Here is a 24801-nt window from a genome sequence, read left to right as displayed (position 1 = left end):
GCGTGAACCATGACTGACGTGAAATCGCAAGAGAAAGCTGATCGGCTGAAGGCGGCCTTGAAAGAGAATCTTAAGCGTCGCAAGGCTCAAGCTCGCGGTCGGCAGGCTGTGAAGACGTCGGAAGCCGAAGCCGGAAGCTTGAGTGTTTCCGACAAGCGCGACAAGCCGTCCGACTAGCCTGGAACGCTCAAGGCGCGCATAGCGCATAGCTCGCTAAAAAGGATTGCAAGGGGAATTCGATGGATCGCATTCGCATCACGGGCGGCGCACAGCTCAATGGCTTGATTCCGATTTCAGGCGCCAAGAATGCGGCCCTGCCTCTCATGATCGCCAGCCTGCTGACGGAAGAGACCCTGGAGCTCGGCAATGTGCCGAGGCTCGCCGACATCTCCTCCCTCCTGCGGATCATGAGCAATTTCGGCGTCGATCACTCGATCGCCGGACGCCGGCCCGGCCAATCGTCCGAGACGGGGCAGACGATCCGCCTGACGGGAAAGAACATCATCGACACCACGGCTCCCTACGAGCTGGTCTCGACCATGCGGGCGAGCTTCTGGGTCATTGCTCCCCTGGTGGCCCGGTTCGGCCACGCCAAGGTCTCCATGCCCGGCGGCTGTGCCATCGGCACCCGGCCGGTGGACCTCCTCATCATGGCACTCGCCAAGCTGGGTGCAGCCATCGAGATCGAAGGCGGCTATGTGGTGGCAACCGCGCCGAAGGGTCTGGTCGGAGCGGAGATCGACTTCCCGAAGGTGACCGTCGGCGGCACCCATGTGGCCCTGATGGCAGCGACGCTTGCTCAGGGAGCCACTGTGATCCGCAATGCCGCCCGCGAGCCGGAGGTCGTGGATCTGGCCGAATGCCTCATCAAGATGGGCGCCAAGATCCAAGGTGCCGGCACCTCTGAGATCGTCGTCGAAGGTGTGTCTAGCCTGGGCGGCGCCTCCCACGACGTCATGCCCGACCGGATCGAGACCGGCACCTATGCCATGGCGGTGGCCATGACCGGGGGCGACCTCGTCCTGGACAACACTCGTCCGGAATATCTCCAGGCCGCTCTCGATGTGCTGGGCCAAGCGGGGACAGAGGTGTCCTCGACCCATGGCGGGATCCGCATCCGGCGCAACGGCAATGGCATCCAGCCGGTCGATGTGACCACCGATCCCTTCCCGGGCTTCCCGACCGATCTGCAGGCCCAGTTCATGGCTCTCATGACCCGGGCGAGCGGCACGTCGCGCATCCGCGAGACGATTTTCGAGAACCGCTTCATGCACGTGCAGGAGCTCGCCCGGCTCGGCGCCCAGATCCGCCTCGACGGCGACAGCGCCTACGTGGACGGTGTGTCGGTTCTCAAAGGCGCGCCGGTCATGGCGACGGACCTTCGCGCTTCCGTGTCTCTAGTCATCGCAGGCCTCGTGGCCGAAGGCGAGACCACGATCAACCGGGTCTACCACCTGGATCGTGGCTTCGAGGCGCTCGAAGCCAAGCTCGCCCGCTGCGGCGCTCAGATCGAGCGCCTGAGGGGTTAAAAGAGCAAAATGGGGCCGGCATCAAAGCCGGCCCCTTTCCTTTCCGGGCCATGACGCGTCAAGGCTGCGGCGGAGAGGTTGCGCCGGGGCAGGGGGCTCTCTACCTAAACCTTAAAGTTCAACAATAGGTTGGTGGCCCCATGGACCTCCTGAAACTTGTCGCTTTCGATCCGGAAGATCTTGCCGTCATCTCCGCTCACTTACAGGATTCGCTGCTGCAGGTAGGCGATATCGCCTATCTGCCCCGGGAACGGCGTTTCGCCATACAGACCCGTCGCTTCGATTGGGAGGCGGCAACGCCTCAGCGCCGGCTGACCTGTATGCATTTCGAGAACGTCACGGGCGTGCGCGTCCGCGGCATCGACCAGACCAACAAGGACGCGGTTCTTAACCTTCTCGCCATCGCCTTCGAGGAGACCAGCGCCCCGTCGGGCACGGCCACCTTGATCTTTGCCGAAGGTGGCGCCATCCAGGTGGACCTGGAGTGCATCGAAATGCAGATGAAGGATACCGGCCCGGTCTGGGCCGCCGAAAGCCGCCCCTCGCACGAGGATCAGCTTCAATCGGTGGGGCGCCCGTAATGGTGCAGAGGCTCGACGCGCGGGAAGCTTCCTTCCCGTTGGCCTTCGCCGCGCTGCTTGCCGCCAAGCGCGAGGTGTCGGAGGATGTGGACCAGGCGGTGCGCGCCATCATCGAGGATGTGGTGGTGCGTGGCGACGAAGCCCTGATCGATTTCACCTATCGCTTCGACGGGCTGGCGCTCCAGCCCGAGACCCTGCGCATTTCGGATGCCGAGATCGACGCCGCCGAGGCCCAGTGCTCGAAGGAGGCACTGGAGGCCCTCGCGCTGGCGAAGGAGCGTATCGAGACCTACCACCGGGCGCAGCGCCCGCAGGATTCCATGACCACGGATCCGCTCGGGGTCACGCTGGGCTGGCGCTGGACCGCGCTCGAATCCGTCGGCCTCTATGTGCCCGGAGGCCGGGCGAGCTATCCTTCTTCCGTCCTGATGAATGCTGTCCCGGCGAAGGTCGCAGGCGTTCCGCGCATCGCCATGGTGGTGCCGACTCCGAAGGGTGAGACGAATCCGCTCGTCCTGGCGGCGGCGCGCCTTGCCGGCGTCGACGAGGTTTTCCGCATCGGCGGTGCTCAGGCGGTGGCGGCGCTCGCCTACGGCACCGCATCCGTGCGGCCGGTCGCCAAGATCGTCGGTCCCGGCAATGCCTATGTGGCGGCCGCCAAGCGCCGTGTCTTCGGCCAGGTCGGCATCGACATGATCGCCGGCCCCTCCGAGGTGCTGATCCTTGCGGATGCCCATGGCAATCCGGACTGGATCGCCGCCGATCTTCTGGCCCAGGCCGAGCACGATCCGGCCGCGCAGTCGATCCTGGTGACGGACAGTCCTGCTCTCGCCAATGCTGTGGAAAAGGCGGTCGAGCGTCAGCTCGAGACCCTGCCCAAGGCAGAGATCGCCGGCGCGAGCTGGCACGATTACGGCGCCATCATCCTGATCGATCGCCTTGAGAACGCCATTCCCCTCGTGGACCGGCTTGCGCCCGAGCATCTCGAGATCGAGACGGAGAACGCTGAAGAGCTTGCCTCCAAGGTGCGCAATGCAGGCTCGATCTTCCTCGGCAGCCACACCCCGGAGGCTATCGGCGACTATGTGGGTGGTCCGAACCATGTGCTGCCCACGGCCCGTTCCGCCCGCTTCTCGTCCGGACTTGGTGTGCTTGACTTCATGAAACGAACCTCGATCCTGAAATGCGATGCGGACGCTTTGCGTGCGCTCGGCCCCGCAGCGATCACGCTCGGGCGCTCGGAAGGACTGGAGGGGCATGCGAGGTCGGTCGCGATCCGCCTGAACCTCTAGCGCATCGTGCGGAAAAGTGGTTCCGGTTTTTCGCGCTCAACGATGTGCTCATCAGGAGCAGGAGCATCGGATGGGCCCCCAAAAGTGCAAATCCACTTTTGGGTCCGATGCTCAAGCCGATCGGAGGGGGGATGGCGAGCGAAGCGAAGGGGCGGACCCGGCTGGTTGCCGTCACGCTCGACGAGGCCTCTATCGGCCGCGGCAATCCCGATCAGGAGCATGAGCGGGCCATCGCCATCTACGACATCCTCGAAGAAAACACCTTCGCCCTGCCGAATTACGACGGTGGTCCCTATGCGTTGCGCATCTCTCTCATCGAGAAGAAGCTCTGTTTCGAGGTCACGGCCCAGGATGGCGCACATCTCGTCTCGCATCACCTGTCGCTGACGCCGTTCCGCAAGGCCATCCGCGACTACGAAATGATCTGCGACAGCTATTATCAGGCCATCCGCTCGGCCTCGCCGGCGCAGATCGAAGCCATCGATATGGGGCGGCGAGGCTTGCACAACGAAGCGGCCGAACTCCTGATGAAACGCCTGGAGGACAAGCTGATCCTCGATTTCGATACGGCACGCCGCATCTTCACGTTGATCTTTGCGCTTCACTGGAAGGGCTGACGCTTGGACGAGCCCCGCTCGAAACGGATCCATTCGGTTCTGTTCGTCTGCGCCATGAACGCGGTGCGCTCCGCGATGGCCGAAGCCATTGCGCGGCATTACTTCGGCAAGTCGATCTATGTGCAGTCAGCCGGCGTTCGTAAAAGCGACGCGGACGCCTTCACGGCATCGATCCTGTCCGAGGCCGGTATCGACGGCTCCAAGCACAAGCCGCGCACGCTCCAGGAATTGGAGGAATGGGAGGGGCTCAATTTCGACCTCATCATCTCCCTCTCGCCGGAGGCGCATCACGCAGCGCTGGAGCTGACCCGGACCATCGCCGCCGAGGTCGAATACTGGCCGACCCCGGATCCGACGATCACGCAGGGCTCGCGCGAGCAGGTGCTCGATGCCTATCGCAACATCCGTGACGGCCTGATGTACCGCATTCGCCTGCGGCTCAAGCAGGGCTCACAGAAGAGCCCGGATCATGGAGAGGGTGCCTAGTCCCGCAAGCAGGCCGACGATGTCGATCCGCGTCACGGCCATGGCCACGATGGCTGCCGTCAGGGCAATGATCGCAGGCCATCCGTTGTCGATCACCACCGGCAGGATCGTCGCCAGGATGATGGAACCGGGGAGGGCACGAAGGCCCCGCTCGATGCGCGGTGTGAGGCGCACCCGGCTCATGACCACGACGCCGGCGATGCGGCACAGGAACGTCACCAAAGTCATGGCCGCGATGGCGAGAACGGACCCCCATGGGCTCGCGATAATAGTGCCGAGCGTATTCATTCGATCAGCATCCCGGCCGCGACGCCGGCGAGCGCTCCGGCGATGATGAAGACATAGCCAGGTACGAGGGCGTGAACGATGAGCGACACGAGACCCGCCACGAGCCAGGGCAGGGCAGGTTTCGCGCCCTTCCACAAAGGCACGAGCATGACGCCGAAGAAGATCGGCATGACGAGATCGAGGCCGAAGCGCCTCGGCCCCGGCACAAGGGCGCCTGCGAAGAAGCCGGTGAGCGTGGCGATGAGCCAGACCAGCCAGAGAGTGATTCCGCAGCCTAAGAGCACGCCGACATCGCGCCCGCCTTCGCTGTGGTAGCGGGTGCTGACAAGCCAACCTGCTTCGGTGATGAGGAAAAGATTGAGGGCAGTGCGGGCGAGCGGCTCATCCTTGAGCCAGGGCTGAAGGGTCGCGCCCAAAAGGATCATACGCGCATTCACGACGGCCGTGACGGTCATGATCGTGAGGATCGTCGAAGGCGTCCAGACCTGCTGCCAGATTTCGAGCCCCACCATCTGGGAGGCGCCGGCATAGACAAAGGCGGAGAGACCTAAGGTTTCACCAAGCGACAGGCCCTTCTGGGCCGCCGCCGTGCCGAAGGCCACGGCAAACATGATGAAGCCGGGAAAGGCCGGCAGGGCGGCGCGAGCACCGTGCCGAAGACCTGCAGTGGAAAAATGAGGGCGGAGAGCGGGGGACATGAGCGACACGCTCTCTGCCTTCCCACATCTCCGCCGTCAATTGGAGATTAGTGATGCGTCGGTGAACAGACGTACGGTTGTTAACCGACGGTGCTGTTGACCATCGGATAAATCTCGAGGAAGCCCTCGTAGATCATCTTGAGCGACACGTAGAGGATGATCGCCAAGCCCACATAGGCGATCCAGCGGTAGCGCTGGAGCAGGCGGGCGATATACGAGGCCGCAACACCCATGAGGGCAATCGACAGAAGCAGGCCGAAGGCGAGAATGTAGGGATGCTCGCGTGCTGCGCCCGCGACCGCGAGCACGTTGTCGAGCGACATCGACACGTCGGCGATGATGATCTGCCAGGCGGCCTGCGAGAAGGTCTTGCGCGGCACGCCGCCGGCAATGATCCCGTCGTTATCGAGGTCTTTGCCCTCAAGAGCTTCTTCAGCCGCTTCTTCCTGTTCATGGGTCGTGCGCAGCTCGCGCCACATCTTCCAGCAGACCCACAGCAGCAGGATGCCACCGGCGAGGAGAAGGCCCACGATCTGGAGAAGCTGGGTCGTGATCAGCGCGAAAATGATACGCAGGACCGTGGCGGCGAGAACGCCGAGCAGGATCGCCTTGTTGCGCTGTTCTTTGGGAAGGCCGGCGGCGGCCAGGCCGATGACGATGGCATTGTCGCCGGCAAGCGCGAGGTCGATGCCGACGACCATCAGGAAGGCGACGACCTCGGGTCCGAAAAACTGCGAAAGTTCAAACATGCGGTGCCTCATACTGTCGGGTTGGGGCAGCGCATGCGAAACGCTCAAAAAGACGCATCTGGCACCGGCCTGGTCCGGAATTCCTCGGACCGGGAGCCGAAATGCAGGCAAAACCGTCTTTTTGAACGAACCCAGGCCGCCCTGGTTTTCATCCAGTCCGACATCGCCGCTCATATTTATGAGCGACCAGAGGGGCCCGGCCTGGCTACAGAGGTCCATCTAGACAAGATGCGGCAGAGGATCAAGTGATCTCCCACGCGGCTCATGCCACTGTCCTATAGTTTAATAGACGGCCCTCCTTCGCCTCTTCATTCGAAGAGGTTCTGTTGAGAAGCCTTCGCTTCAAGAAAACGGAAGCTTGATCCAGGCCGCAGCCTTGGGCCATATCGGTCTCAACAACCTTGGGCGCGGGATGCGCTCGCCGGGAGGTCGTCCATGTCTGTTCTTCACGAAGGCTCCGAGCCTCCGCGGCACCGCGGCCCGGTGCGTGCCCCGCAAAGCTTGGCGGGTGGCCTGCTTCTGATTGCGCTTGCGGCTCTCGCGCTCTGGCTGACGCGGGATCTCGACCAGGGCACACTCAACGCCATGGGGCCTGCCATGCTGCCACGCTGGCTCGCCATCGGGGTCGGGCTGTCGGGTCTGGCACTGGTTGTCACCGCTTTCCTCAAGGACGGCGATCTCCTCGAGCGCTGGAGCCTGCGCGGGCCGGTCTTCGTCATCGGCGCCATCCTGGCCTTTGCCCTCACCATTCGCGGCTATTCCTTCGGATCGCTGGTCATTCCCGGTCTCGGTTTGCTGGTCGCCGGTCCGCTCGCCATCATTCTTGGCGGCTTCGCCACGCCTGAGGCACGGCTGCGCGATCTCCTCATCCTGGCGCTCAGCCTGACCCCCTTCTGCATGGTGTTGTTCGGCGACCTGCTGAACCTGCCGATTCCCGTCTTCCCGCAGGCGCTGACAGGACTCTTTCCCGCCGACTGGTCGCAGAAGGCGGTGCTGCGGGCCACCGCCGCGATCATGGCTGCAGCGGCCGTTGTCGTGTTCGTTGCCACGCGCCGCCGGCGCCAAGCTTCGGTCGATGTGGCCGGCCATAACGGGAGGATCTGATGGGCGATCTCGTCTCCAATCTCAGCCTTGGCTTCGGCGTCGCGCTGTCACTCCAGAACCTAGGCCTCGCTTTCCTGGGCTGCCTCGTCGGCACCCTGATCGGCGTGCTGCCCGGCGTCGGCCCCATCGCCACCATCGCCATGCTGCTGCCGATTACCTTCGGGCTCGATCCGGTCGGCGCGCTGATCATGCTGGCCGGCATCTATTACGGCGCCCAGTATGGCGGCTCGACCACGGCGATCCTGGTCAACATTCCCGGCGAAGCCACCTCCGTGGTCACCGCTCTCGACGGCCACCAGATGGCCCGCCAGGGCCGCGCCGGCGTGGCGCTCGGCATTGCCGCCATCGGCTCGTTCTTCGCCGGCACGGTGGCGACCCTGGTCATCGCGGCGCTCGGCGCCCCGCTCACCGGCCTCGCGTTGATCTTCGGCCCGACCGAGTACTTCTCGCTCATGGTCATGGGCCTGGTGTTTGCGGTGGTGCTGGCCCGCGGCTCGATCCTGAAGGCCATCGCCATGATTCTGGTCGGCGTGCTGCTCTCCACCGTCGGCACCGACCTTGAGACCGGCGAGGAGCGCATGACCTTCGGCCTGCCGTTCCTGGCGGACGGCATCGATTTCGCCGTGCTCGCCATGGGCATCTTCGGCATCGCCGAGATCATGCGCAACCTCGACCACACCGAGCATCGCGACGTGGTGCGCCAGGCCATCGGCCGCCTGCTGCCGAATAAGGAAGACTTCAAGCAGGCCTACAAGCCGGTGCTGCGCGGCACTTTCATCGGCGCTATCCTCGGCATTCTGCCCGGCAACGGCGCGGTGCTTGGGCCGTTCGCGGCCTATACGCTAGAGAAGAAGCTCGCCAAGGATCCGCGCCGCTTCGGCCGCGGCGCCATCGAAGGCGTGGCCGGACCGGAATCGGCCAACAATGCCGGCGCCCAGACTTCGTTCATTCCGCTGCTGACGCTCGGCATTCCGCCGAATGCCGTGATGGCCCTGATGGTCGGCGCCATGACCATCCACGGCATCATTCCCGGGCCGCAGGTGATGACCAAGAACCCGACCCTGTTCTGGGGCATGATCGCCTCGATGTGGGTCGGCAACCTGATGCTGCTCGTCATCAATCTGCCGCTCGTCGGCATGTGGGTGCGGCTGCTCAAGGTGCCATACCGGCTGATGTTCCCGGCAATCCTGATGTTCTGCTGCATCGGCATCTACTCGATCAACTCGCTGCCCACCGACGTGATGTTCATCGGCCTATTCGGCTTCGTGGGCTACGTGCTGATCAAGTTCGGCTTCGAGCCCGCCCCGATGCTGCTCGGCTTCGTGCTCGGCAAGCTGATGGAGGAGAATCTGCGCCGTGCGCTCATCATCTCGCGCGGCTCGCTGGAGACCTTCATCGAGCGTCCGATCAGCGCCGGCCTGCTTGCGGTCGCCGCTATCCTACTTGTGATCGCCCTGCTGCCCTCCATCCGCAAGGGAAGGGACGAGGTGTTCACGGAGTAGCTTGCCTTCGATACGGCCTTGCCCACATGTAAGGCCATTACTTTCCAGGGAGGAAACTGATGAAGAAAGTTGCATTGGCCCTTGCCGCTGTCGCCGGCTTGGCTGCAACGGGCGCGCAGGCCCAAGGCTACCCCACCCGCCCGATCACCATGATCGTGCCCTTCGCGGCCGGCGGCCCGACGGATGTGATCGCCCGCATCGTCACCGACCACATGAGCCGCACCCTCGGCCAGCAGATCGTGATCGAGAACGTGGCGGGCGCCGGCGGCACCACAGGCATCACCCGTGCGGCGCAATCGCAGCCCGATGGCTACACCATCATGATGGGTCACATGGGCACTCACGGCGCCGCGCCGGCCCTCTACCCGAACCTCAAATACGACCCGACCAAGGACTTTGCCCCCATCGGTCTCGCCGCCGGCACGCCGATCGTGATCGTGGCCAGGAAGGACTTTCCGGCCAATGACCTGAAAGGCTTCCTCGACTACCTGAAGACCAATGGCGAGAAGGTGAACATGGCCCATGCGGGTGTGGGCTCCGTTTCCCACTCGACGGGCATCTTCTTCAACTCCGTGGTCAAGGTGAAGCCGACCATGGTCGCCTATCGCGGCACGGGCCCAGCCCTGAACGACCTCATGGGCAACACGGTCGATTTCATGACCGACCAGATCGTCAACGTGGCGCCGCAGATCCAGGGCAACAATATCAAGGCCTTCGCCATCGCGACGCCCGAGCGCTCCCCGGTCCTGCCGAATGTGCCGACCACCAAGGAAGCCGGCCTCGACGGCTATGAGGTCAGCGCCTGGAACGCGGTCTTCGCACCCAAGGGCACCCCGCCGGACGTGGTCAAGAAGCTCAGCGACGCGCTCATCAAGTCCCTCGACGACGAGAACACCAAGAAGCGCCTCCTCGATCTCGGCGGCGTGATCCCGACCGCGGCCGAAAAGACCCCGGAGGCCCTCCAGAAGCTCGTTGAGAGCGAGGTGGCCCGCTGGACCCCGGTCCTCAAGGCCGCCGGCGCCACGGCTGAATAAGCTTTTCAAAGCTTGACCATTCGAGACGGCGGGCCCTCAAGCCCGCCGTTTTCATTTCGAGCCTTGGGATCTCGAACAGGACTTGAAATTGCTCGCCCGGACGATTACACCCTGCCTCACGTGCAGCCGTAGCTCAGTTGGTTAGAGCACCAGATTGTGGATCTGGGGGTCCCCCGTTCGAGCCGGGGCGGCTGTACCATTCAAATCAAGCACTTCGGCATCGTAGGTTCAAAGCCTGCTTCCCAGAAAACGCGACTGGGAAGCATATGGGAAGCAGGGTGTGTCGCTGCCTGCCGAACCCACAGCCTGTGGTTCTCATCTATATCTCCGACGATTAAGGTTTTATGGCCCTCTGCAGCCTTACAGACGCCGATATACGAGCTGCATGATCAGGCTTGGCACTAGCGGCAGAATCGGATCATGTGACATTGAAGCTTCCTAACACATTGTTAGGATTGGAGAGCCGCGGTGACAAAGAGTATCGACGAAATTGAGAGTGCTGAGAAACAAATCCGCGCTCTACAGCAAGATGTAGATTATACAGTACGCGAGTACCCAGTAGAGGTTGTCGTCGGAAAGTATTTAACGGGACTTGACGATAATACCAATGAAATATTCGTGCCAGAGTACCAGCGTGATCTCATTTGGGATGACTCAAGACAATCAAAATTTATCGAATCGTTGCTCATCGGCCTTCCAATACCTTATATCTTTGCTGCGGACGCTGGCAACGAAGACGAAACATTATCCGGGCGCCTTGAAATCATAGATGGGACTCAGCGGCTGAGAACTCTCGCCAGCTTTCTACTCAATAGTCTCGAATTGCGGGGATTGGAGAAGCTGACGGCGTTGAACGGATTTACATACCGAGATCTACCCCCGTCTCGTCAAAGGCGTTTCAACCGCATCACTCTGCGCATGATCGAACTGACCGAACGTGCTGACGAGGAAACTCGCCGGGACATGTTCGATAGGATCAATACGGGATCAGTCCGCCTCAACGATATGGAGTCGCGTCGTGGGCGGCTCCCTGGGCCATTTGTGGCTTTGGTCAAGGACTTGGCCCAGGACAACTTATTTCGACTACTAGCCCCGGTCTCGGGACCAGCAGAGAAGCGATTCGAACGTGAAGAGCTTGTCGCTCGGTTTTTTGCATACCTGGATGAATTTGAGGATTTTGGCAGGACAGAAGCTGGAAAGGTCGTCTCTGATTTCGTCGACGACTATACGTCGCGCATGAATGCACAGCTCGAGGCCGAGGGGACTGGTGGCGCTTCTGAGACTCGGTTGCGCCGCGAGTGGTCGAATATGCTGGAGTTCGTTCGTCAAAACTATCCTTCGGGTTTCACGAAAAGTCCGAACGCGAGGACAACTCCTCGGGTGCGGTTCGAGGCAATCGGTGTTGGCTCAGCCCTTGCCCTGCGTGAGAATCCAAACCCACCTGGGGTTTCCCAAATTCCGAATTGGATTAACGGCGATACCTTCCGCAAGGAAACCACATCTGATGCTGCAAACAACCGCAATCGCGTGCTCAGCCGCATCAAGTTTGTCCGGGATAGGCTTCTTACAGCATGACCTACTTATTCTTGGACGACTTCAGCCGACGGAAGCTGCAGGTCAAAAGGTATCTTGCTGTCGTTTCCCGAACTGAACGAGAGGCGAAGTCCGGTCAAGGTCGGAAGATTGAGACGGAGCGGCTTCACGTTCTCCGAGCAGGGACCTTTTTGATCTTATACAATCTGGTTGAGGCCTCTGCGCGCGGTGCCCTCGAAGGGATCCATGATGTCATGGCAGCAGAGCGGGTCGCATTCAGCGATTTGACCCCCGGGCTAAGGCGCGAGATTGTCAAAGGGTTCATGCGAAACGGCAATCCAGATGTTCATGACAAGATGATCGATGTCCCTGTTGAGTTTGTAACCGCTTCTTTAGATGTCGAGTATCACTTCTCAGGAAACGTTGACGCAAAGCGCATTCGCGAAATTGCCGCCACATATGGCTTCTCGATCGACACTGACAATCGTAAAACACATAATGGCAAAGACCTTCTTGTGGTGAAAACCAATCGGAATGATCTAGCTCATGGGGACAAGACATACGACGAGGTCGGGCGAGACTTCACCGCAAGAGACCTAATAGGCATTGGTTATAGAACAATGTCTTATGTTGAAGGTATCCTACTGAACGTCGCGAAATATCTTGACGATAGCGCCTATAAGAATGTCGATATTGATCAGGCTGAAGCGGAAGAAGCCGCGATGACATGACGGATGATTGCCTGACCAATTGCTCTCCCGAGTGCCGGAGGGACAGCATTGCCAATAAGCCGTCCAATCTCTCGGAAGCTCACCGATTGACCTCTCGGCACAAACTCAAAGGTTTTCGGAAACGATTGCAACATCGCGCCTTCGCGGAGCGTTAGAGCGCGGTCTTGCTCAGGATGGCCAAAGCGACCATTCCCGAAGCCATAGAATTGGGTCGTGATAGTAGGTGAAGGTTGGCTCCAGGACATCCGGCCATACACAGACGGATAAGTACGTCCACGCTCACTCTGGTGGCAAGCAACTCTCATCTCCTCGGGCCATTCTCGCCAAGTACCTGCCGGTCGAGAAGCTTTGATCCGCGCAACGTTGATGGGGGTTAGAGCGCGTGACCGATGGAGGGGATCATCATCGTTAGAACTCCCGGCACTAACAGGAGGAAGGTTGCCAATGCACGACCAAACCGTCCGCGATCGACCAGAATGCCGCTTAGGCATCTCGATTTTTCCTAGGCGCGATGCCATTAGCACGAGCCTATTTCGGTTCTGCGGAACGCCGTAATGTGCAGTGTTCAACACGTCCCAGACAACATGGTACCCACTTGTTTCCAAACTTGAGACGAAATGCTTCCATAGAGCCAACCTACTCAAGCCTGGCACATTTTCCAGTGTTACGATCTCCGGACGTATCTCGTCGACAATTCGGAGAAAATCCAGAAGCAACTGCCAGCGCTCATCACCGGTGCCTTTGCCGGTTGTATATCGCGAGAACGGTTGGCACGGGGCGCAGCCGGCCAGAACTCTAATACCCTCGTCATCGAACAATTCTTGGACGGTATTACCATCAAGGCTGCCCACATCCTCTTCGATGAACGAGGCCTTGATGTTTCTCTCAAAGGGAAAACAGCAAGCAGGATCGAGGTCAATCCCGGCGCGGATCTCGATGCCAGCCTTCTTTAGGCCATACGAGAGCCCGCCCGCACCGCAGAAAAGATCAACTGCTTGGATTTTGCTCACGAGGCGTCCTGGTTCGAAGGGAGATGTTTCTCTAGGATAGGGATGATACCCCGTTTGATTTCGCACTCCCATATAGTCAGGACTGTCCAACCAAGCTTTTCCAGAGCTTCCTCGTCTCTCTTATCCCGTACGCGATTACGCTCGATCTTCTCAGCCCACCACCCATTTCGAGACGTCGGTAGTCGCGCCTTGGAGCACCCGTGATGGCCATGCCAGAAGCATCCGTGTACGAAGATTGCAAGGCGATACCGGGGTAAGACGACATCCGGCGTGCCAGGCAAGTCCTTTCGATGTAATCGAAAACGATACCCATGGGCGTGTAAGGCGCGGCGAACCGCTAGCTCGGGCTTAGTATTCGCCCGGCCGACTTTTCGCATCAACGCGCTTCGCTCTTCTTGGCTTAAGCGGTCTACCATCGCGATGAATGATTAGCACGGAGACGACTGCAGAGTCAGGTGTTCTATGACTGGGTTCGAACGCCGCTAACACCTCCCGGCTCGTTACTGGAAGCTAACTGCCCCAGTCTCCAGATGCGAACTGCAAGCCTCCTCACCTGCCTAGCAACGGCGCGTGTGGAGGCCGTGCCCATTTAGGTCGAGTAAGTCTAGGCCGACGTTCGGCCTTCGCTTCATGTTCTCTCGGACACAACATCGCCCTCCTGCTTGATCTCTGTCCGCAGCCGCTCCTGGACGGCATCGGGCCTGCCCTCGCGCAAAAGGGCCAGGATGTCGCCCGCGAGGTCGCGCCGTCCCTTGCGGTAGGCAGCCTGACGGCGGCGGGCCATGTCTCGAGACCTATGCTTCATCGATTCTTCCTCTCCATCGCACGCGGCTTAAGGCTAGGTGGCTGCGCAGCACGACACGCGGAACCTTTGCCTCCGGGCGCGCATCAGGCCCTGCCTTTCGACGGCAGGCGGAGCAGGTTCCCGCCCTCGGCAAGGCTGGCATTCTCCAGTAGCGCCTCGGCCATCAGCCGCGCGTAGGACGGGTTAAGCCGGAAGACGTCGACCATCTCCGTAGGCATGTACTTCATCGTGCCGTCGATCACGATGAGGCCATCCTCGTCGGTGTCGATCTCGATGCCGGTGTCGAGCATCAGCAAGGCAGCGTTCTTGGTCAGGTAGTCTTTGTTCTCGGTCATGGTGTTGCCCTCTGATCAGGGAGCGTGCCGCTGCGGCCTGAAGACGTCTGGCACAGAATGCTCTCGACGAAGCGACCGAAGACATCGTAGGTCCGCCCGCCCCAATCCTCCGGAGCCTGCAGGTAGCGGGACGCGATCCGCGTCTTCATCCGAAGTCCCTCCGGTGTGCTGGAGGGCTGCGCGAGAATGGCATCCTCAATGTCGGACACCTTCCAGCACAACCGATCGAATTTGGCCTCCGACAGCCTCGCGGGCTTGGCCTCCAAGGCGATTTCGGCCGCCTTGACGCGAGCCTGTGCTTTGGTGTGCTCGTCCATCAGCCGCAGCAGCGCAGCGTCGGGTACGGCTGGGCTGATTTCCTGGGTGACTGGCGGATCGTGGGGCGAGATGTGCTTCGAGCTATGGATCATCTCCTGTTCGTCAGCGGGTATGGGAACGCAGTATCGAGAGGCGGCATCTGAGATATCACTGATATCGTGATACCCTGAGGCTGCTCCCTAGTTAACGAGATCTCAACGATGAATTTGATATCACTGATGTGTCGTGGTAAATGAGAGAGAAGGCGACAATGGCCAAAGAAAAGGTGATGGCACCACAGCGGATCATCCTGAGCATGCCGCCTGATCTAAGGGAGCGTGTCCGCGCCTTCCGATTCGCGAAGCAGATCAATACTGAGGCGGAAGCTATCCGGACGTTGCTCGATCAGGCGCTCGAAACGAACGGCTTCGGAGCAGCGGATCAGCCCAAGCCACGACGGAAGAAGAAGCCCTAAGCAGCCTTTTGGCCGGTAGACGGAGAAGACAGGACGGATGATTCTTAGAACGAATGGAGAACCGAAGCGGGGGCAGCCATGACAGAGAACGCGCCCGATACTCGTAAAAACGAGACGAAAACGAGGGGCGGGCGACTGTTCGAGCCTGGCAATCCTGGGCGCCCTAAAGGCTCCCGCAACAAGGCAACACTCGCGTTGGAGGCTCTTCTCGATGGCGAGGCCGAAGCCCTGACGCGCAAGGCCGTCGAGATGGCGTTGGACGGCGACACGACGGCGATGCGGCTGGTGATGGACCGGATCATGCCGCCCCGGAAGGATCGGCCCGTGATGTTTGCCCTGCCGAAACTGGAGACGCCCGCCGATGCGGTGAAGGCATCCGCTGCCCTCGTCGAAGCCGTTGCATCCGGCGACCTCACACCCTCCGAGGCAGAGGATCTATCCCGGCTCGTGGACCGGTTCATCCGAGCCGTCGAGGCTACTGACATTCTGGAACGGCTGGAAAGCCTCGAAGCGGAGAGACTGAAATGAACCGAACCCTGAAGACCCGGACCCATCGCCTGGAGCAGGCGGCGGCTGCCAGTGACGAGAAGCTGTATTACCCCGTCATCCGCGCGACTGACACAGCAGACGCTGATCGGCAGATGGAGGCCTTGTACGCATCGGGTGCTCTCGATTGCTGGGGAGACCGCCCGATACCGGTCGTGCGGATCATCGGCCGCAAGCCGGAAGAGCCCGAGGCGGCATGATGCTGTCGACTGGATCGGCCTGCTGGCAATCGCCATCGCGCTTCATGGTCTGCATCCAAGCCGGTTCCAAAGCCGACATTGGAAGCGGGGAAGCCTGACTATTGTGCTTGGCTCTTCAGAAACTCAACGGCAGGCCCACGCTCGTCTGTGAACACGCCCGCTGTCAGCGGGCCACCAAACACGGCACCCGTATCGAGATTGGACCGGTAGGGGCGCACCTCTGGGCTGCCGGTCTCACTCGGCGTATGGCCATGAACCACATGCTTGCCGAAGTCGTAGTCGACCGACAGAAACTCGTCTCTGATCCAAAGCTTTGTCTGATCGTCTTGTTCGGAGAGGCTGAGACCAGGCTGAAGACCGGCATGGACGAAGTAGCGGTGTTCATCCTCATACAGGGTCGCAAGACCAGCCATCCAGAAGAGTACGTCAGCCGGAATGTCTCTAGGATGCGAGACGCCAAAGGACGCCAAAGTCGCGTCCCCACCGTTGCCGAGCCACCAAGAGGTGGCGGCAGGTTCCGCCACGGCCTCGAGGAGCATGGCTTCATGATTGCCCTTGAGGCAGATGATGCTCCCTGGCCACCGCTGCTGAAGCCGACGCACCAACGCGACGACACCGGCGCTGTCGGGCCCGCGATCGATGTAATCGCCCAGGAACACGAGCTTGCAAGAGCGCCCGCTCGCATGAGTGATGATCTGAGAAAGCAAATCGATCAGGAGATCGAGGCGCCCATGCACGTCGCCGATGGCATAGGTCAATCTCCCGCTCATGCCGCCATCTTCCATCCCATGCCAGCCCAAGCCCTGCTGATGATACCAGGCCTCAATGTATCCACCTGCTAACGCACAGAATGGAGTAGCCAGTTGCCGACAGAACTTCAGAGATAAAAGCAGGATCTGGTGAGATATGACCAAGGGCGATGCGATCTGCACTCGGCTATAGTTTCTTGGTCTGACGGTAGCGGTCCTGATTGAGCTGTTAGGCGAGGCGCGGAGAGGCTGGGAATTCCCAGCCTCTCCCCTTAGCCACGCTGAAACACGTCCGGGCCAGATGCGTTGTGGCTATGAAGGCTGTTCCCTGAACTCCGGCCTTCCGGCTCCTGGACCCGGCCTCCTTACCCGCGTACCATCCTAGCTAAGGGGGCCTTTCTTCTGTCCATACGAAAACGCTCCCTCGCCAGTGGGGGATCTGGGAGGGAGCGTGGTCTCCGAGGGAGAGAAAGTTGCCGGGCGGAACTTCCGGCAACAGGCCGGATCCTCAGGCTTGAATGCGGCGAATTTGGGCTGGCGCGGCGGCAAGTTGTTTTCAGTATACCCGCTGGCCCGACGGCACCTTCGGAGCCACTTTTACTGCATAGTCGGCGCGGCGTTCCATAGGTCCACATGAAGTCTTCGCGAAGACTTCAAAACAGGTTCCATACTAGCGATTATGCGAAATTGCGCGACCGGTTTTCGCGCGCTCGCTAGCGAGCGGAAGCCCCAATGAAAGAGGGCCGCGCTGGTCTTGCAACCCTCAGTCGCCAGATTGCCGACTGCCGGTCGGCTGCCAACCCGTGCGCTGGGGGATGGCCCATTATCGGCCGGCATCACCTCGATTACCGGTTCTACCTTGATCTCCTGATCGCGTGCTAGCGCCTTCCGATAAGGCCCGGCACCCGCCGTTGATACGCTGCTCCCCCACCATGCATTGTCTCTCTCGAGGGCCAATCTCCGCGAACGCAGGCCCGAGCCCAGCGAGCAAGAACCCAGCAAGTGCGATTCCGTATGCCTTGATCATCAGCCTTCTCCGTTGGTGATGATTGGACTCTGAACCACCCTGCAGACGGGGACTGTGAACTGTGTCACACCGGCGAAAGTCTTTATTCTTGTGGAGCCGCACCTGAGAAAGGAGTTCAGCCTCGCGACGAGGCGACGTGCACCGGTTCCATACTGAGGCTTATGCGAAATTCGCAGCCTGCTGCTAGGTGTTCGCGGTAGAGCCTTGGGATGGGCTTTCCACGACCAGCGACAGCGTAACCCGCCAGACGATCTGTCCGGCCGCGTCCTTGACGTCGACGGTAAAGTCGCGCCGGCTCCCGACCGGCATTTCTTCCTTCACAATGTCGGGCAGGGCCTTCTTGGCCTCAGCCTTGGCCGCTTCCAGGCCGTCCAGGTCCAGCCCTTCACGGTCGGGCGTGAACTCCTCGTCATCATGGATGTCGAAGAAAAAGCGAGGCATTAGGGACTCCGGCGCTTGAGAACAACGTCCGTTAACGCCTCGCGCCCTGTTGTCCGTTCCATACTGCCGGTTATGCGAAATTCGGGCGGATTAGCGGCGGCCGAAACTGTCAAGAGATTGACACAACCGATCAAGCGCGGTGCCTTGACCAGACTAGACTGATGCAATGGAACAGTCGTTCACCGACGAGATGCGGCGCATGCTTCGGGTCGAACTCATCCGGGATCCCTGTACGGCTGCCATGGTCGCCAGCCTCTACTCGGTGTCCCGCCGAACCCTGCACCGGCATCTGAAAGCCGAAGGCCGCACGTTCCGGCAGGTGGCCAACGAGGTCCGCTGCGAGATCGCCTGCACGCTGCTCACCAAGACGAACTTGTCGTTCAGCCAGATCGCTGAGGTCCTGAACTACTCCGAGCACGGCGCCTTCAGCCGCGCCTTTCGGCGCTGGTCGGGCCAGACCCCGTCGGCCTGGCGCAGCAGCCATCGCGGCTTATGCGAAATGGCGCGGTAGGTTTGACGTGCGCTGCTGCGGCACCATAGGCCATCTGGCCGATGTTTCTTTTCCTACATGCCGCTGGTATGGCTGGGTTCACCCGGAGGAGAACCGTGAAGCCTATCGAACGCGACGAGCTCGCCAAGCACCAGAAGCTGGAGGCGATCAACGCCCGCCTGGCCCAGCATGACCGGAAAGTCCAGATCACGCTGCTCCTGGTCGTCGTCCTGAATGTCGTGATCCTCGCCGTGGTGACCTATCTACTCCTCGGCCACCCCTGAGCGCCGGCTGCTCCCCGTTCCAGCCTGAAGGTTATGCAACAGATTACCGTCCTGGACTACCAAGCCCCTCGACCTGGGCAGACGCCGCCTGAGGCGGCAGGATTGCACAGCGGGTGAGATAGAGCGTAGCGAAAGTCTGGATGTAAACCATCCCGCACCAATGCCCTCCGCCGGTTTCGCCGGTGTCGCCCAGCAGCGCACGATACTGGACGGTGGAATGCGGCACCTCGATCCACTGCCCGTCCAGGAACATGTGCAGGTTGCCTGCGATGAACCGATAAGAGGCAGGACGGCAATCCCTGTCGTCGCAACAGCGAGCCCCCTCTGCGTTCGTCAGATGCGAATAGATGTCGTGGGCTTGGGCTGGGTGCAGCAGGCTGATGAGGGCAACGGATAAAACGGCCAATCGTGAAGCCATGTGACGCTCCCGACCCTGAGCGGCGGAGGCGCTGTGTCGAGCACCCAGAGACCGCAAGATGAAGGCCCAGCCACTGCAATCCTCTGCTCTGGATCCCGGTGTTGCCGTGCTTCAGCGCACACGCCGGACAAGCTGGCAGTTTCATACCCGGCCTCCTCGGAAATTCGCAAGGCGGCCAAGTTGGAGTAAACTATCTCTGATCCTGAGGAAGGTCTCGCCATGCGGTGCCTGCTCCTGCTGCTGGTCGTCCCGTGCTGTGCGTTCTCGGTCTTCGCCACCGAGCGCATAGAGGGCGAAATCGCTTTGTCAGCGCCGCAATGTGACTTGTTCGTCGTCCAGACCGACCGCGGCTTCTCACTGCTCCACGAGGATGGCTACTACAGCGTCTTTGAGGGAGACCGGATCAAGGGATCACTTCATACCTTAGGTTCACACGAGGTTGAGATCGTGGGTGAAGTCACGTTGGGTGTGACTGTCGAAGATTGGGGTCTCAAACTCGCGCAGGCAAAGGAGGTCTACTACCGTCGCTGTCGACAGTATTGAGTTCCCTACAGGGATTTATCGGGAATTGGTGGCCGGAACGCTTCCGCCACAAGGACTTTTAATTCAACCGGCGACGCGAGCGTACCATGAAGCGCTTCAAATCAGCCGCCAGGCGCAATGCTGCCTCTCAGTTCACGATCAGGTTGCCAACCTCTTTCGCCGGCCCGCAAACACCAATACCGCCAATCATCGCCGGCCCCGCGCACAGGCGTTTCAGGCCTGGGTTGAGGTGACTGGAGTTGCCGCTGATTTCTGATCTGACGGTCCACACCAACCCGACCTATCTCACATCGCTAAGTTGACGATGCCAACGGTCGTGCCTTCCATGTCTTAGAAGTGATGTGGCCGAGGTGCTTGCGGCTACTTGCCCTGACTGCGGCGCGACAGCGAAATATTGTAAACCGAGGACCGGACCGCGAACATGGGGTCATTCGCCGGGCCAGCGACGCCGTCCGGCAGGTTGACGACCGGATCGAAGGTGGCCGCATCGCAGGTGGCGTTCGGCTCAAGGGCGGTGATCGCGATTGTTCCGAGCTTCACCTGCTTGCGGTTCTCCTCGGGCCAGGTGGCCGTCACGTCATCGGTCGGATCGGTCGCTTCACCCAGGATCGCGACGAGCTCGAAGCTGGCGGGCCCCTTGGCAAGGCGTTCCTTCAGCTCGTCCATATAAAAGTTGTCTGGCTTTGCCTTGAGCTCCTCGTCACTCAGTCCGAGCTGGCCGGCCGTGGCGACAGTCTTGAGCTTGGCCAACTTCGCCTCGCCGCGCGCGTTCGTCAGGGTGAAGGCATGCACGGCCCAGTAATCTACACCGGCAAAGCTCGCCGGCACCGGGCGGGCATTGAGCCAAGCTGCCTGTCGAACCGTCTCCGGATTGGCGGCCTGGAACGCCCGGATCTTCTCGGCATCAGGCTTTCCGTCCGGGCCCGGAAGACGCGCCCTGAGACCCTCGAGTTGCTGTTGCGGCGTTCGGGCTACGAATATCGGAGCGGAGATGAACACGAAGACCATATCCTCCGAAGGGTCGCCGAAGCGCACGGCAAAGCCCCGCGTCACGGGTTTGGTCTTGTCCGAGATGTTGGGGTTGCCGCCAAACATGGAGAAGCGGGCCGTCACTGGGACCGTCTTAGTAAAATGCGGGGCCTTCGATAGGCTCGCAGCCTCGGATGAGGGCGTGAATGAGCCATTGACGCACATACCCTTGGCTCCGCCGGCGCGAACGTTGGGGGGAGTGCCAGACGCGGCGACCATCGCATTCACGATGGCCTCTGAATCAACCGTCTGGGCGGAAGCAGGAGTGACGGTCACGGAGACTACAAAAGACGCAGCACAAACCTGGATAAGGCGTCTCGACGTCATGTTGATCTCCCTGCTGGTATGTCACCCAAGGGAAGAGAAATAATGGTACTCCCATTCCGTCGGCGTGTCCAAGAACCCTGAGCAGATCACCGATCCAACAGCGGCTGCAGAGGGGAGAGATGCAACTCTGCAGTCCTCATCTCCCAGGCCTGGCTCGCTCAGGCTACCTTGTCGCGTCTGGGGCAACAAAAACTGAAGTTGGGGAGGTCTGTTTCGGCTTACACATCATTTCTCTCAGCAACGATGATGTCCGCCTGGCACGAGGCGGAAGTACACCGAATGTCCGCTCACACGGGGAGCACCAGACATTCCGAAAAGTCGGCGAACTTCACTGCCTGACCCTGGCTGTGTAAAAACTCAAACGGGTCCGAACTTGACAAACGATTTGTATAACTTCGTGCCCTTATGCCGGAAGATTCTCGGTCTGCCCGTGCCGCCAAGACAGAAAGTTGCTCCAGCGAGCGACACGTCCGCGTTTTTACCCAACCAAGACCTGCTGCAGACCTTCATCGTAAGCCGCCTCCGCTCGGCCCATGCTTCCCGTGTCTCTTGAAGACGAACCGGCGCTATTCGGTCCCCGCTTCAGGCGGTGGATCTCCGGTGAAGCGATAGGCGGCCCACGCGGCTCTGCCCTTTGCGGTGATCCTGTAGCGAACCATCTCGCGGCCGTCTGCAGCACGGGTGGCAGCTCGCTCCAGATAGCCTTCCTCCACCAGCCTCTTGGCTTGTGCATCAGTGCAGCCATGGGGCAAATGATCCGTGCCGTTTGCAGCCTCCGCCAGCGTTCCAAGCATGAAATAGTCTCGTGCCGTCAACTCGAACTCTTTGCGGCCCAACCCGAGGTCCTCTTACCGAACAACGATCACCGGTTCGTGAAGAGATGATATCCCGCGTCCGGCCATGGAGGCTCTGGACCTTCGCGCTATGCCTCGGATGAAAAGCGGTAATCACGAAAGCTTGGTGCAATTGGTGAGAGGTCTGGGTAGCCACGCCGCCGCTTCGCCCGCACAAGCTCATTCCCTAAACAGCCTTATCCGAAATGCGCGTTACATCTGAGGTGCTGGATTGATGCAGCTATCATCTTGGATATCGTGAAAGCTGATGCGGACTTTGCCGATGTGCTGAGCTGGATCGGCCGCGGCCCCGAGGCCAACCACCGGGTTCATCTCACCCACGAGGCATTCTTCAGCACTGTCGGCCAGTCTGAGCCGCACTTGGCGGTGCCGCACCCGAGCTTCGAAGTCGTTGAGCAGGAACAGGGTCTCCGGGTCTACGTCGACGTCGATGCGGCCATAGCGATGGCCATCGGCACCGGTGACGATCTGAATACCCGCGAGCAGGCGATAGAAATCTGCCGGCCATTCAACAATGGGGTTCTGGCTCTGTGGCATAGGCGACCCCGGTGTTTGGAGGATCCTTCAAAGCTTCAACACTCTAAGCGATGGCCATGCTTGGCGGTTCCAACCAACGAGGAGTATACGGAGATCACTGATGGGACCTTCCCAGAGCTCTTGATAACGTTGGTATCTGCATGGATCTTTCCATCGTTGGGGCCGAGCCCATGGTGCATGTCTATCGTTCCTCGGTTGGACCATAGTTGCAGAGCCATATGAGCACCCAAGGGCCGCCAAGGAGAATCAAGGCCATCACTGCCAGGACTGTTAGAGCCACTGCCTCTTCTGAAGCCATTCGCTCCTCCTCCGGCTGACACCGGCGATCCGGAATCATCTCTTTCAGCGATGATGCGGGATGCGCTGCCGCTTCGGTACGGTTCAGAAGAACTACCTCTCACAAACCTCGATAGCCGCGCCGCGGTTCTCGTCGGCATGGATATCGACCAGCTCCTATCCCTTGGTGCCAATCCGGCCCCAGTCGCGCACCAGGCGCACGGTCCCGAAGAGATCCCGCTCGCTCATGAGGGAATAGAACCGGGCCACATGCTGGGCATGGTCGACCCGTTGCAGTACGAGATGGAACAGAAAGGGGGAACGCTTGTCGTCCATCACGATCCTAGCTCATTCATCTCCCCGGTCTCCCGGCTGCGAAGGAGTTCGCGATGGATGACTTCGGCGGATATTTACCGTGGCTCCTGCTTGCGCTGGGTGTTGCGATAGCGGCCACACTGCTACTGTATGGGCTTGGATATATCCTGTAGACCTCCAAGAACCCAGCTCTGCCGCCTCCATCAAGTTCCGTCGGCTTTGCCGAAAACCTTTTTGGGGGCTCCAATGTGCTTCGAGGTCTCGGTTCAAGAGCAGAGGTAGATAGAGTAAAGCCGCTTCCTCCCCCTCTCTTAGACCCTTGTATTCGCGGGCTGCGCAAATTTGCACCCGTGCTGAGACGGAGCCAGGACGCCCATTCCGTCCACACAGGCTTCTCGGAAATTCTAGATGATCTTTCGCGCCCGTGCGAGGCTGATCAAGCTGGGTGAGTTCGGAGATAGCCCATGCAGGACGAGCGTCACGACGAACAGAGGCAAAGCGAGAAGCTGACGGTCGCTCCATTAAGCTTGTCGACAACGGTATTTGCATCGCCCGATCCCTGCCAACGGCAGAAGCGAACCGGGTCAGATTGCAGATCTTGAACGGAGGGGCAGGCAATCCTCGCCTGAGTGAGATGGTTGGGACGGGGTTTTGCTAAGCCACCTAAGGCCGCTCGGAGCTTACTCGCTGGTCTTCTTAGAAGGTGCACGACGCTTGGGTGTTGAAGCCTTGGCCGGAGCCGTTGCGGTCTCCTCCAGCGCTGCAGCTGCTTTCGCGGCGGTCTTCCGCCGCTGCTGGCCGAGGCCACTGCTTCTGGCGAGCTCGGAGCGCTTCTGCGCGTAGTTTGGCGCGACTATCGGATAGTCACCGGGAAGTCCCCACTTTGCACGATACTGTTCGGGGGTTAGCCCCAGCTTTCCAAGATGGCGCTTGAGCGTCTTGTACTTCTTGCCGTCTTCAAGACTGATCAGGTAGTCAGGCGTGACAGACCTGCGGATCGCAACAGCAGGCTCGCGCTTCTCAGACTCCAGTCGCTTGGGAGCGACTAACCCTCGGAGCGCAGCATGTACGGACGCTATCACGGCCGGCAGATCGGCCCGATGGACTGCATTGTTCGCAACATACGCTGAAACGATGTCGGTGGTGATGCTGGTGAGATCCAGCTTCTGCTGTTCTGCCTGATCCATAACTCATCCCATTACCGGGTATGGTGCAATCAGTTCGCCAAATACGTTGCGGGGTCAAGCATCTGCGCACGCCAGCACCTGCGGACGGTAATCCACCATCCCGGCTGAGGCGGCAGGATCGCACCCCGGGTCGTGTCGACAGGCACCGATCCGAACCACGACCGCTCGACTATGGTTGAGAGTTCGCTCGCTACACATCTGATTGACCCGCCGCATCACGTGCCCATACTGGCACTGATGAAGCGCCTCATCAGTTATATCCGCAGCTCCCTTGCCAAGCGTCGGCCTCAAGACGGCCTCACGGCAGTCGAGTACGAAGCTGTATGCCTGATCGCGTATGAGGGCACAGCGGCCTATGCCCGCGCTCGGCAGCAGGCCTTTTATTGCCGGGCCAGAGGGAGCGAGCAAGGCTTTAGGTTTTGGTCAGCCGTTGCAGGCGAGATTGATCGGCGGGCGGGTACCAGCGCTAAGCGAGCGGACGAACAGTCGAGATAGCATAGGATCGCCGACGC

The 24801-nt window shown here is 60.5% G+C and carries 32 protein-coding genes and 1 tRNA gene; 17 read left to right on the top strand and 16 right to left on the bottom strand.

Annotated elements, in window-relative coordinates:
• Positions 1-239: 239 nt before the first annotated feature.
• From murA to JO965_RS21195, 5 genes are all read left to right on the top strand, one after another.
• Complete coding sequence (gene murA / locus JO965_RS21215; RefSeq protein WP_203440977.1) at positions 240-1529, top strand: UDP-N-acetylglucosamine 1-carboxyvinyltransferase; 1290 nt, start codon at positions 240-242, stop codon at positions 1527-1529.
• A gap of 140 nt (positions 1530-1669) precedes the next feature.
• Entirely contained in the window at positions 1670-2110 is a 441-nt protein-coding gene (locus JO965_RS21210; protein ID WP_203440976.1) for a DUF2948 family protein, read from the top strand.
• On the top strand, positions 2110-3402 hold the full coding sequence (hisD, locus tag JO965_RS21205; RefSeq protein ID WP_203440975.1) for a histidinol dehydrogenase: 1293 nt from the start codon (positions 2110-2112) through the stop codon (positions 3400-3402). Before JO965_RS21210 ends, hisD begins: the two co-directional genes overlap by 1 nt.
• A 131-nt stretch (positions 3403-3533) precedes the next feature.
• Positions 3534-4019, top strand: coding sequence for a UPF0262 family protein (locus tag JO965_RS21200; RefSeq protein ID WP_203440974.1), 486 nt, complete (start codon positions 3534-3536; stop codon positions 4017-4019).
• A 54-nt stretch (positions 4020-4073) separates the two neighbouring features.
• Positions 4074-4505, top strand: a complete 432-nt coding sequence (locus JO965_RS21195) for a low molecular weight phosphatase family protein (protein ID WP_246776916.1) — start codon at positions 4074-4076, stop codon at positions 4503-4505.
• On the opposite strand, the gene JO965_RS21190 is transcribed toward JO965_RS21195, so the two are convergent.
• The 3 genes from JO965_RS21190 to JO965_RS21180 form a co-directional block, all read right to left on the bottom strand.
• A complete protein-coding gene (locus JO965_RS21190) occupies positions 4470-4793 on the bottom strand; it encodes an AzlD family protein (protein WP_203440972.1) in 324 nt (107 codons plus the stop codon). The two genes, JO965_RS21195 and JO965_RS21190, sit on opposite strands and share 36 nt — an antisense overlap.
• Positions 4790-5491 carry an AzlC family ABC transporter permease gene (locus tag JO965_RS21185; RefSeq protein ID WP_203440971.1) on the bottom strand — a complete coding sequence of 234 codons (702 nt, stop codon included), beginning with the start codon at positions 5489-5491 and terminating at the stop codon, positions 4790-4792. The genes JO965_RS21190 and JO965_RS21185 overlap by 4 nt, the downstream gene beginning before the upstream one ends.
• A gap of 80 nt (positions 5492-5571) precedes the next feature.
• Entirely contained in the window at positions 5572-6240 is a 669-nt protein-coding gene (locus JO965_RS21180; RefSeq protein WP_203440970.1) for a TerC family protein, read from the bottom strand.
• Positions 6241-6675: 435 nt separating this feature from the next.
• Between JO965_RS21180 and JO965_RS21175 the strand changes: the two genes are divergently transcribed.
• The 6 genes from JO965_RS21175 to JO965_RS21150 all read left to right on the top strand — a co-directional run bounded on the left by JO965_RS21175 (position 6676) and on the right by JO965_RS21150 (position 12144).
• A complete protein-coding gene (locus JO965_RS21175; RefSeq protein ID WP_203440969.1) occupies positions 6676-7344 on the top strand; it encodes a tripartite tricarboxylate transporter TctB family protein in 669 nt (222 codons plus the stop codon).
• The gene (locus JO965_RS21170; protein ID WP_203440968.1) at positions 7344-8846 is read left to right on the top strand and encodes a tripartite tricarboxylate transporter permease; all 1503 of its coding nucleotides are present in this window, start codon (positions 7344-7346) and stop codon (positions 8844-8846) included. Before JO965_RS21175 ends, JO965_RS21170 begins: the two co-directional genes overlap by 1 nt.
• A 59-nt stretch (positions 8847-8905) precedes the next feature.
• Entirely contained in the window at positions 8906-9880 is a 975-nt protein-coding gene (locus JO965_RS21165) for a tripartite tricarboxylate transporter substrate-binding protein (protein ID WP_203440967.1), read from the top strand.
• A 122-nt stretch (positions 9881-10002) separates the two neighbouring features.
• A tRNA-His gene (locus JO965_RS21160) sits at positions 10003-10079 on the top strand.
• A 269-nt stretch (positions 10080-10348) separates the two neighbouring features.
• Positions 10349-11455, top strand: coding sequence for a DUF262 domain-containing protein (locus JO965_RS21155; protein WP_203440966.1), 1107 nt, complete (start codon positions 10349-10351; stop codon positions 11453-11455).
• On the top strand, positions 11452-12144 hold the full coding sequence (locus JO965_RS21150) for an MAE_28990/MAE_18760 family HEPN-like nuclease (RefSeq protein ID WP_203440965.1): 693 nt from the start codon (positions 11452-11454) through the stop codon (positions 12142-12144). The genes JO965_RS21155 and JO965_RS21150 overlap by 4 nt, the downstream gene beginning before the upstream one ends.
• Here the strand turns inward: JO965_RS21150 and JO965_RS21145 are convergent.
• The 5 genes from JO965_RS21145 to JO965_RS21125 all read right to left on the bottom strand — a co-directional run bounded on the left by JO965_RS21145 (position 12111) and on the right by JO965_RS21125 (position 14704).
• Positions 12111-13154 carry a DNA cytosine methyltransferase gene (locus JO965_RS21145; RefSeq protein WP_246776642.1) on the bottom strand — a complete coding sequence of 348 codons (1044 nt, stop codon included), beginning with the start codon at positions 13152-13154 and terminating at the stop codon, positions 12111-12113. The two genes, JO965_RS21150 and JO965_RS21145, sit on opposite strands and share 34 nt — an antisense overlap.
• Positions 13151-13531: a very short patch repair endonuclease gene (locus JO965_RS21140; RefSeq protein WP_246776641.1), complete on the bottom strand. Its 381-nt coding sequence runs from the start codon at positions 13529-13531 to the stop codon at positions 13151-13153. The genes JO965_RS21145 and JO965_RS21140 overlap by 4 nt, the downstream gene beginning before the upstream one ends.
• 251 nt (positions 13532-13782) lie before the next feature.
• Positions 13783-13959 carry a hypothetical protein gene (locus JO965_RS21135; protein ID WP_203440963.1) on the bottom strand — a complete coding sequence of 59 codons (177 nt, stop codon included), beginning with the start codon at positions 13957-13959 and terminating at the stop codon, positions 13783-13785.
• A gap of 83 nt (positions 13960-14042) precedes the next feature.
• Entirely contained in the window at positions 14043-14294 is a 252-nt protein-coding gene (locus tag JO965_RS21130; RefSeq protein WP_203440962.1) for a hypothetical protein, read from the bottom strand.
• Entirely contained in the window at positions 14291-14704 is a 414-nt protein-coding gene (locus JO965_RS21125; protein WP_203440961.1) for a hypothetical protein, read from the bottom strand. The genes JO965_RS21130 and JO965_RS21125 overlap by 4 nt, the downstream gene beginning before the upstream one ends.
• Positions 14705-14862: 158 nt before the next feature.
• On the opposite strand from JO965_RS21125, the gene JO965_RS21120 reads away from it, so the two are divergent.
• From JO965_RS21120 to JO965_RS21110, 3 genes are all read left to right on the top strand, one after another.
• A complete protein-coding gene (locus tag JO965_RS21120; RefSeq protein ID WP_203440960.1) occupies positions 14863-15066 on the top strand; it encodes a hypothetical protein in 204 nt (67 codons plus the stop codon).
• A 78-nt stretch (positions 15067-15144) separates the two neighbouring features.
• A complete protein-coding gene (locus tag JO965_RS21115) occupies positions 15145-15594 on the top strand; it encodes a DUF5681 domain-containing protein (RefSeq protein ID WP_246776640.1) in 450 nt (149 codons plus the stop codon).
• On the top strand, positions 15591-15812 hold the full coding sequence (locus JO965_RS21110) for a hypothetical protein (protein WP_203440959.1): 222 nt from the start codon (positions 15591-15593) through the stop codon (positions 15810-15812). The genes JO965_RS21115 and JO965_RS21110 overlap by 4 nt, the downstream gene beginning before the upstream one ends.
• Before the next feature lie 98 nt (positions 15813-15910).
• Here the strand turns inward: JO965_RS21110 and JO965_RS21105 are convergent, their stop codons facing one another.
• A complete protein-coding gene (locus JO965_RS21105) occupies positions 15911-16582 on the bottom strand; it encodes a metallophosphoesterase family protein (protein WP_203440958.1) in 672 nt (223 codons plus the stop codon).
• Between the two features lie 1189 nt (positions 16583-17771).
• On the bottom strand, positions 17772-18029 hold the full coding sequence (locus JO965_RS21100; protein ID WP_203440957.1) for a hypothetical protein: 258 nt from the start codon (positions 18027-18029) through the stop codon (positions 17772-17774).
• Positions 18030-18195: 166 nt separating this feature from the next.
• On the opposite strand from JO965_RS21100, the gene JO965_RS21095 reads away from it, so the two are divergent.
• On the top strand, positions 18196-18540 hold the full coding sequence (locus JO965_RS21095) for a helix-turn-helix transcriptional regulator (RefSeq protein WP_246776639.1): 345 nt from the start codon (positions 18196-18198) through the stop codon (positions 18538-18540).
• Positions 18541-18635: 95 nt separating this feature from the next.
• Positions 18636-18803, top strand: coding sequence for a hypothetical protein (locus JO965_RS21090; protein WP_203440956.1), 168 nt, complete (start codon positions 18636-18638; stop codon positions 18801-18803).
• A 43-nt stretch (positions 18804-18846) separates the two neighbouring features.
• Here JO965_RS21090 and JO965_RS21085 read toward each other — a convergent pair whose 3' ends face one another.
• Positions 18847-19221 (bottom strand): hypothetical protein, encoded by a 375-nt coding sequence (locus JO965_RS21085; RefSeq protein WP_203440955.1) that lies wholly within the window; start codon positions 19219-19221, stop codon positions 18847-18849.
• Between the two features lie 219 nt (positions 19222-19440).
• Here JO965_RS21085 and JO965_RS21080 point away from each other — a divergent pair, with 219 nt between their 5' ends.
• On the top strand, positions 19441-19764 hold the full coding sequence (locus JO965_RS21080) for a hypothetical protein (protein ID WP_203440954.1): 324 nt from the start codon (positions 19441-19443) through the stop codon (positions 19762-19764).
• Positions 19765-20124: 360 nt separating this feature from the next.
• On the opposite strand, the gene JO965_RS21075 is transcribed toward JO965_RS21080, so the two are convergent.
• The 5 genes from JO965_RS21075 to JO965_RS21055 form a co-directional block, all read right to left on the bottom strand.
• Entirely contained in the window at positions 20125-21120 is a 996-nt protein-coding gene (locus JO965_RS21075) for a catalase family peroxidase (protein ID WP_203440953.1), read from the bottom strand.
• Positions 21121-21686: 566 nt separating this feature from the next.
• Positions 21687-21956: a hypothetical protein gene (locus JO965_RS21070; protein ID WP_203440952.1), complete on the bottom strand. Its 270-nt coding sequence runs from the start codon at positions 21954-21956 to the stop codon at positions 21687-21689.
• 210 nt (positions 21957-22166) lie between these two features.
• Positions 22167-22511 (bottom strand): hypothetical protein, encoded by a 345-nt coding sequence (locus tag JO965_RS21065; protein WP_203440951.1) that lies wholly within the window; start codon positions 22509-22511, stop codon positions 22167-22169.
• A 453-nt stretch (positions 22512-22964) separates the two neighbouring features.
• Positions 22965-23123, bottom strand: a complete 159-nt coding sequence (locus JO965_RS21060) for a WGR domain-containing protein (protein ID WP_203444291.1) — start codon at positions 23121-23123, stop codon at positions 22965-22967.
• A gap of 659 nt (positions 23124-23782) precedes the next feature.
• Positions 23783-24289 (bottom strand): MucR family transcriptional regulator, encoded by a 507-nt coding sequence (locus JO965_RS21055; RefSeq protein WP_203440950.1) that lies wholly within the window; start codon positions 24287-24289, stop codon positions 23783-23785.
• Positions 24290-24801 lie beyond the last annotated feature (512 nt).

It is taken from the genome of Microvirga sp. VF16 (genome assembly GCF_016864375.1).
GTDB lineage: Bacteria > Pseudomonadota > Alphaproteobacteria > Rhizobiales > Beijerinckiaceae > Microvirga.
The sequence above is the reverse complement of the archived record's forward strand: the minus strand, read 5'-3'. Positions and strand labels throughout refer to the sequence as shown.